The organism is Micromonospora sp. CA-259024 (assembly GCF_050936255.1).
GTDB lineage: Bacteria > Actinomycetota > Actinomycetes > Mycobacteriales > Micromonosporaceae > Micromonospora.
This window is the reverse complement of the sequence record NZ_JBNJND010000002.1, coordinates 3017095-3025044: the sequence shown is the minus strand read 5'-3', so window position 1 is coordinate 3025044 and position 7950 is coordinate 3017095. Positions and strand designations below refer to the sequence as shown.

Below are 7950 nucleotides of genomic sequence, written 5' to 3'. Positions count from 1 at the left end.
GGTAGAAAAGCTTTCAAACAAGTGGAAAAAAAGAAAAATAAAAGGAAAAGGCAAAAGAAAGGGGGGGGGGGGGGAGAAAAAAAAAAAAAAAAAAAAAAAAAAAAAAAGAAAAAAAAAAAAATAAAAAGTTTTTTTTTTTTTTTTTAAAAAAAAAAAAAAAAAAAAAAAAGTAAAAAAAAGTTTAAAATAAAAAAGTTTTTTTTTTTTTTTTTTTTTTCCCCCCCCCCCCCCCCCCCCCCAAAAAAAAAAAAAAAAAAAAAAACAAGGAAAAAAAGTTAAAGATGATAAAAAAAAAAAAAAAGTGTGTGTGTGTGTGTTTTTTTGTGTGTGTGTGTGTGTGTGCATATGGTATATGTGGAAAGCCATGGGTATACATACCCCCCCCCCCCCCCCCCCCCCCCCCCCCCCCCCCCCCCCCCCCCCCCCCCCCCCCCCCCCCCCCCCCCCCCCCCCCCCCCCCCCCCGGGGTGTGTGTGTTAAAAAGAGGTAAGAGCCCCAGCCAGCTTTCGCCAACTAGAATTCGAAGTCCCAGAGCCCAAAGGAGGCCCCAGCCTAGTAGGTGAAGAGTAACCTTCGTGTTCTTGCCAACAGCTTGGGGGGACCAAGTCGTTGAACAGAAGATACCATTCAAGCCCGCGAATACACGGTTTGCCATGGAACTTGGACTTCGTCGATCTTGTTTTGTAACAGTTGACCGCCGGCCAAGAATGGCCTGCCGAACTCGACTCCCACGTGATACGCCTTGTAGCGACTGGCCGGCTTATGTACATCGGCAACTTCTTCAATGGGTAGACCGCCAGCTTCTCTGAGGACTGCGGCGCAATCGGCCGCGTACGGAAAATACGGCGCCGCATCAAGGCGGCCACCGAGAGAGCTTCTATTTACCGACCATCCCATCACCGGCTTCGAACGACGAGGGGTTGGCAAGTGTGACGCAGCTGCTTCAATCAACCCCTTCAACGCCAATCGCGACTCAGCTCGCCGATCAATCGCCTTGGTCATTAATGACGTTATCTGGCGGCGCAGATTGGACTCAATCATTGGAACCGGCAGCAGATTTGCATCCTTCACAGTCACGTGATCAATTACGGACCCGCTCATGTCGCGGCGCACAAGCGCTTGGCCGGCCTGAGAGTTGATGAAGGCAAGCACGTAGTAGCGAAGCTCCGCTTCATCGATCGTTATGCGGATCGCGTCATGACTTAGGACGAATTCGCGCAAGTACTGGTCAACCGCGACGGCAGGACCGAGGTTCCGCCCCGAACAGGTCAGGATAAGCATATCTTCGCTGAGTCGCAGCTGGTCGATATCCTCGTTATGCTTCACCGATAGAAGATCTGCGGGAGCAGGCAGGTAATCAAAGACATCATATGGCCGCAAGTACTGCGCCGCCTCTTCGGAACCAACCGCGTACTCTCGCTTGAATCTCTTTGGCGCCCAAATTCTTGCGATGCTGCCGAGGGGCACAACATCCCCGCCAGCTACCGACACTCCGCTAACCCGCGCAAGTGCCTTCACCCCTGGAGACAGGTGGTAGGAGCTATCCAGCCGCGTTGCTAGGCGGACATCGCTGGACGAAATACTGTCGATGATCATCCGTTCACCATCAGCCAACTGTGGAATGCGTCGGGTACAAGTTCGAGTTCGTCGTCGATTAGCCGTTCGGTAACCACGCTCTCGCGGGGCACGCTTGCGCCGCTCACAGGATCAAATTCAGAGACGATCTCAGTGCGTTCGACAAGAACGTCCTCGCCGGTTTCATCCCTCTTGTAGATCACGTTTCCCCGCTTATCACGACCAACAGTCTCGGCAATAGCCATGAAGATCGGATAATCCAAGCGTCCCTGTTGCGCCTCCGCGCGCTGCTCTGCGGTTAGCTTCCGCAGAAGGAGCATGGACGTTTGAGTATCATTTTTTGGCTGGAACAAATCTCTAGCCATGTCTACGACGGATATGACCTGGGCGTTGGTCAGAATCCAATGCCTGACGTATCCCAGCGCGGGATTGTTCAATATTCCGTTCGGTATAACGATGGCCATTCTGCCCCCGTCCTCTAGCAACTGGAGGCACCGCTCGATAAACAGAACCTCAGGAGGCTGGGATTTTTGGAAAATGGGGTTTCCTGAGCGGTCGCGACGCATGCTCCAACGGCCATCATCGCCTTGATCCCAAACAGCTGCAAGCTCAAACTGGTGGAGGATCTCTTGGTCGTCGATCCGAATATTTGTGCCGAACGGGGGGTTCGATACGATCACTTTCATTGATCCGAGTTCGATCTTTTCGGCGGCTCTTTCGCTCCACCGGTGCGGACTTGCCAGGCTATTAGCCTGAAAGACACCACCAGCCCCATCGTTATTCATGACCATGTTCATCTTGGCCGCGCGTACGAGTGCAGGATTAAGGTCTAACCCAAATACGTTCTGGCTGAGATACTCGCGCCGGGCCTGCCATAGTTCCTCATGTTCCGCCTCTGTAGGATGGTCAGGGTCAACCCACTGAGCCTTGTGATTCTCACGTATACGCTGAACCGCATGATTCATTGCGGTGATCAGGAATCCGCCGGTGCCGCATGTTGGATCCATCACTCGCTCATCCGGCTGCGGGTCAAGCATCCGCACAGCCATGCGGCATGCGTTGCGCGGCGTGAAGAACTCACCCCGATCGCCACGAAGGTTGGATCCGACGATCTCCTCGTAAGCGATACCCTTGACATCGACAGGTGAGGCTAGGAGCGATATTCCTTGTAGCTGACCGACAACATAGCCAACGACGCTTGCCGAAAGGTCGATCTCGCGGTCGGCCCCCACGAAGATCGTGGGATACTTTCGTAGGACCTTGTCACGAAAGACCTTCTCGATCCGCGCCTTGGTTGAGAGTGCAGACGTCCCTGTCGAACGCTCCGAAGCGGTTACGTAGAATGAAAGGTTCTGCGATCTCTCGTCTTCGATCTTGCAGAAGATAAGCTTTAGGAGCTCCCAGAATGCTTCTGGCTTCTGCTTCCCCTCATTGGCTGCGATGTAATTGTGGCAGCGCCTGAAGGCGAAAAGCAGGTTGTGTCCGGTCGCAGGCATCAAATCTCGACGACTTGGCTTCTGCGCCTCTTCCTCAGTCTGCCCGCGAGCGGGGATCTCGATAATCTCTTCAATCTCAGACCGGCCCCCGGCTGTACGCTTAACGAAGCATGCGCGATCGTCACCGTTGGTCCAGACGCCATACTTCGCATTAAGACACGCCGACATGTAGGACTTGAGTTGTTCGACGCCCTCAGTGCGAGAAGACGGACTCGTAGCGGGCTTCTTGGCCTCAACGATGATGTAGATATTCTCTTGAGTCCGAGGAAGCCCCTCGGCGAAGACAGCAATGTCTACACGTCGGCGAGAAGACCCAACCTTGATGGCAAACTCTGGCTCACAGTCACGCGGCTCATACCTGTACTGACGCACTAGCGCCTTCTCCAGGTTTTGTCGCACATACTCCTCTGGGGTGTCGTTGACGATACGTCCAGTTAGAAAGTCGCGGACCTTCCCCTCTGGGATGGAACCTGCGACGGTGACGGTCGGAGCTACGGCTGGGCTGGCGGGCATGTTGACAGTCTTGCTACTGGCGTTCGATCGCACAAGGTCGGGACGACAGCGTGTCGGTCTGATCACCCCGGCGCCCATGTCGACCAGGATGAGGCAGGGGGCCCATGGGAACCGCCGGCCATCGGTGCGGCGAGCGGCGCAACGCCCGTCCATCCTCGGAGTCGGCTGTCGACCCACAGCGCGTGGTGCTGCGCACAGCCCGCGGCCCGCGACCAGACCCCCGATGACGATCCTCCGGGGGCCTGGTCGTGTCGATGCGGCGTCGATCAGTGGTTGTACTCCAGCGTGGTGTAGCCCAGGTGCCGCAGGTGGCTGGTGAACGTTTCCGTGTCCACGGTCTGCAGGTATGCGATCAGCTTGTTGCGTGTGTCCTCGACGACGTCATGCAGTCCGGGTCCGGTCATCTCGGCGGGCGCGATGATGCGCCGCAGAGACTCGTCGTGGATCGCATCCTTGATCATCTCTTCGGCTGCCCAGTACGGGGTGCGCTCGCCGATGGCGATGGTCAGGTGCACGCTGTCCTCGGCATCGTCGACGTTGTGCGGGTCGTGGACCCAGCCTCGGGGTAGGACCAGGATCTGGCCGGCCTTGAGGTCGATGGTGACGTCGGGACCGGCCGCGGTCCAGTCCTCGCGCCACTTCTCCTGCCAGGTCAGCGACGAGTCGTGGTAGTCACGCATCGGGGATCGGAAGAGGGGCTTCCACAGGTTCCATCGCTTCTCGCCGGCCAGTTGGATGGCGAGCGTCATCTGCTGGTCCCAGTGGTGCCGTAGACCCTGCTCACCCGCCGGAGTCACGAACGCATGGACGAAGGTGCTGTAGCCCGTCTCCTGCTGCACGGCTTTCGCCAGTCGATGGATCTTCGGGGTGATGCGTTCCATGTGGCCAAAGCGGATGGTGTAGCCGTGGTTGAGCAGGTAGCGCAGCCGACCGGGTACGGTCCGGCCGTTGGCGCTGAACGACAGCGGATTGATGGACGGGCTCGGCGACTTCACGACTGCGACCTCGGCGGCTGGCACGCACCCGGTGTCGATCCAGTCGTACAGATCCTCGGTGGTGACCACGCGGTCCAATTCAGCGGGCACGCCGTCGTAGACACGGACCTCGTCCGGCCAAGTGGTCATCAGGTCCTTGACGCCGGCCTCGGGGAGCAGCAGCTTGAGCGACATACTCCCTCCCTTCTCATGGCTTCGGGGGTGGCAAGGGGCAGGGAATGTTCGGGAAGAAGCGGTTCGGGCAGCAGATGATCGTGAAGTCGACGTAGCTGAAGCCGGGGGTGTAGTAGCCGGTGCAGACGTCGCTGCCGAGCAGGAGCGCTTCTCGCTTGTACTCGATCGTCTTCTCCAGCGGCAGGACGTCGCCGCCGGGCGGGTTGTCGATCCAGGTCTTGGCGAGCCAGCTCAGGGCGTCGTCGACGTCGGTCCACGTCCGATCGGCGGACACCTTGGTCAGCTTCAGCAGCGAGTGGCCGAGCTGCACCGGGGTCATGTCGTTCGCGAGGAACGTTCTGGTGTAGTCGTTGGCTCCGCCTTGGGTCAGAAGCCATTGACGGAACGCGGCGGGCGCCATCTCGCGGGATAGGTGTTCCCGGATGTGCGCGTCCGTGACGTTCGCGCCCGGCCGCCGCAGGTACTCCTTGTTGAACTCGTCCCGCGCGCCAACCCAGGGCCCGAACCCGTGCCAGTGCCCGCTCCAGTTGATCATCTGCGCCTCCGCTGGCAGGCGGGCCGCCCCCGTGGGGGGCGGGGGCGGCCCGCTTCATGCTGTGATGGTGCCGTAGGCCGAGAGGTCAGACGGTCAAGCCACGCTTCTTGGCGTAGCCGACGGCGAAGTCGTCCAGCTCGCCCTCGGTGAAGCGGAGCTGCCCGGCGTCCGGGTTCTTGCTGTCGCCGAGGACGTACGCGCCCTCGACGCCCGGGATCGCGCCGACCTGGACACACTGCTGGGTCTCGCTGCCGAGGTTGCCGCCGCAGAAGTTGCTCAGCTGCACCCCCTCGACCGGCAGGCCGTACAGGTCGATTGCGCTAGGGTCGTTCTTCATCAGGATCCTCCGATCCTCGATGTGGTGTGCGGAGAGTCGGTCTCCGCGCCGTTGTGCACCCGGACGGGCCGCGCCCCTAACAGCAGCGGCCCGTCCGGGGGTCCATGGGTGGGATGGCGGCGCACACCGCCCGAAAGAACAGCACGCGGTGCGGCCATGGCATCGCCGGGACGGCTCTGGGCACCGGTGGGCATGGGGCTCATAACGTCCTACTCGGGGTTGATAGACCGTCCCGTCGGGCCCGGGGTCGCGGGATCAACCGTGGTGGCGCGGCGGCGGTGAGGTCGGCGACGAAGGCGTCGACCTGGCCGTGGGTGATTCCGGGCATGCAGATGAGGTGGCTGGTGGCTGCGTCGGTGGCGAGTAGCCACTTTTTGCGCACCTGTTCGGGTGGGGTGGGCATGACGACGGTGAAGGCGTGTGGGTGTCGCCAGGCTGGCCAGTCGGCGGCGTTCAGTTGATCGACGGTGTAGGCGGCGAGGCGGCGGGCTTGGGTGGCTCGCCAGCGGTGCCCTTCGTGGCCGTGGGTGGCGATGGCGTGCCAGAGCAGGGCGGCGGCCAGGCCGCAGCGGGAGCCGGTGATGGTGGTGTCGAGGGTGGCGGTGTAGGCGATGTGGCTGGCCGTGTGGCGGGCGTGGTCGCGGATGAGGACGACTCCGCTGGGCGTTGGTACGCCTAGGAATTTGTGGCCGCTGATGGCGATGCTGCTGATGCCGCTGTCGTCGTCGAGGCGTAGCCGGCCGTCGAGTGCGAGGGGGATGCCGGACAGGGCCGCGTCGACGTGGAGGTGTCCGTTGACCTGCTGTTCATCGAGGACGGCGCGGATGGAGGTGGTGTCGTCGACGGCTTCGGTCAGGGTCGTGCCGGCGGTGGCCACCACAATCGCGGGCCAGCGTCGGCGGCGGCTGACTTGCGCGGCGAGGTGCGCGTAGTCCATCTCCCCGCCCGTGTCGGCGTTGACCAGTACGCCCCGCGCCCCGAGCATCCGGACGATCTTGGGTATGGAGTAATGGGCGGCGGTCGAGTAGTAGATGCGGGCGGTGGGGTGGCGGTGGTGGGCGGTGTGCAGGGCGGACAGGTTGCCTTCGGTGCCGCCGGTGGTGACGTAGCCCCAGCGGTCGCCTCGCGGCATGGCGAGGGTGTCGGCGACCCAGGCGATAACGGCCCGCTCGAGCACTCGGGTGTGGGCGACTCCGCCAAGGTCTGCGGGGTCACCGATGTTGTTCCATAGCCGGTTGCCGAGGCGGGTCATGACCTCGCTGTAGTCGAGGTCCACGGCGCCGGGAAATCCGATGCTCGTCGCGGCGGCGGTGTCGGCGTCGTGGATCAGGTGGTCGAGCACGGCCGTGACGTCGATCGGCGCGCGGCTGAGGTCCGCGGCGTCGGCGAGGCTGAGGCTCTGGTGACCGGTCACGCCCACCGCCCCGCGAGCAGGTGTGTAGTGAGGGTGTGGTGCAGGGCGGTGAGCTGCCGCCAGATGTCGCGGGTTTCGTCGTCGCCCTGTTCGGTGAGGTGCTCGTACGGGTTGTGGTAGACGATTCGGTCTGGGTTGAGGGTCTTGTTGCAGCGCACGCCGTCGTCGCCGAGGCGGGCCTGCGGGTCACGGTCGATGTGCAGAGCGGTGCCGTCGGTCAACAGGACGTAGCACTGACCTTTGAGGTTGAACGCTGACATATAACGGCCAGCGGCGGCGGCTTCGCGTAATGTCCGGGCGATTTGGTACCAGCGGCCCTGGTCGGAGTCGAGGGTGCTAACACCCACGCCGACGTACCGCGCACCTGGAGGCAGGGTCATGTCCCCGCCGTTGACCATGGAACCCTCAGGTCCGAGGGGACTCCACTCGCGTCCGATGGAGGCGATGTTGTCCGCGGCGACCTCGGTCATCTCCGCAAGCAGTTGTGGCAGGACATCGGAGTCCGGCGACTGCGGCCACAGCCGGTAGGCGGTGTGCAGCTTGTAGCCGTGCGGCTCGCTGGGGGCGTCGGAGACGAAGAACAGCATGAGCGCGTGAGGGCCTACCGCGTCGCGTCGCCCGTACGCCTGATCGGCTTCAATGAGGTGGCCGGTGTTCAGTCTCTTCGACCGGTATACGACCTGTGTGCGCAGGTCAGCCAAGTGCAGGTCAGCCTGACGCACCGCAGCCGGCACGTCGCTGTCAACAGAGTGCTGGTCATAGCCGGACGGGCGCGGGGGCGGGATGGGGGGAACTGCGGTGTGGGGTGGCCGCGGGTACCCGGTGGGGACATGGGCCGCGCCGTAGCCGGGCGGCGGTACAGGGGCCACAGGCTCGGGGTGGCTGGCAGGTGGTGCTGCGTGCGAGTGGCC

At 61.4% G+C, this 7950-nt stretch carries 7 protein-coding genes; all 7 read right to left on the bottom strand.

The genetic code is table 11. The features are described 5' to 3' along the window. Nucleotides 1–627 precede the first annotated feature (627 nt). Nucleotides 628–1596, bottom strand: a complete 969-nt coding sequence (locus tag ACQEUX_RS33605; RefSeq protein ID WP_433056964.1) for a hypothetical protein — start codon at nt 1594–1596, stop codon at nt 628–630. After that, a complete protein-coding gene (locus ACQEUX_RS33600) occupies nt 1593–3584 on the bottom strand; it encodes an N-6 DNA methylase (protein ID WP_433056962.1) in 1992 nt (663 codons plus the stop codon). Before ACQEUX_RS33600 ends, ACQEUX_RS33605 begins: the two co-directional genes overlap by 4 nt. A 266-nt stretch (nt 3585–3850) precedes the next feature. Beyond that, on the bottom strand, nt 3851–4753 hold the full coding sequence (locus tag ACQEUX_RS33595; protein ID WP_433056960.1) for a JmjC domain-containing protein: 903 nt from the start codon (nt 4751–4753) through the stop codon (nt 3851–3853). A gap of 13 nt (nt 4754–4766) precedes the next feature. Beyond that, nucleotides 4767–5288 carry a hypothetical protein gene (locus tag ACQEUX_RS33590; protein WP_433056958.1) on the bottom strand — a complete coding sequence of 174 codons (522 nt, stop codon included), beginning with the start codon at nt 5286–5288 and terminating at the stop codon, nt 4767–4769. An 85-nt stretch (nt 5289–5373) separates the two neighbouring features. Then, entirely contained in the window at nt 5374–5625 is a 252-nt protein-coding gene (locus tag ACQEUX_RS33585; RefSeq protein ID WP_433056956.1) for a DUF397 domain-containing protein, read from the bottom strand. Between the two features lie 199 nt (nt 5626–5824). Then, nucleotides 5825–7039: a histidine decarboxylase gene (locus tag ACQEUX_RS33580; RefSeq protein WP_433056954.1), complete on the bottom strand. Its 1215-nt coding sequence runs from the start codon at nt 7037–7039 to the stop codon at nt 5825–5827. Next, nucleotides 7036–7626 (bottom strand): hypothetical protein, encoded by a 591-nt coding sequence (locus ACQEUX_RS33575; protein WP_433056952.1) that lies wholly within the window; start codon nt 7624–7626, stop codon nt 7036–7038. The genes ACQEUX_RS33580 and ACQEUX_RS33575 overlap by 4 nt, the downstream gene beginning before the upstream one ends. Nucleotides 7627–7950: the final 324 nt, after the last annotated feature.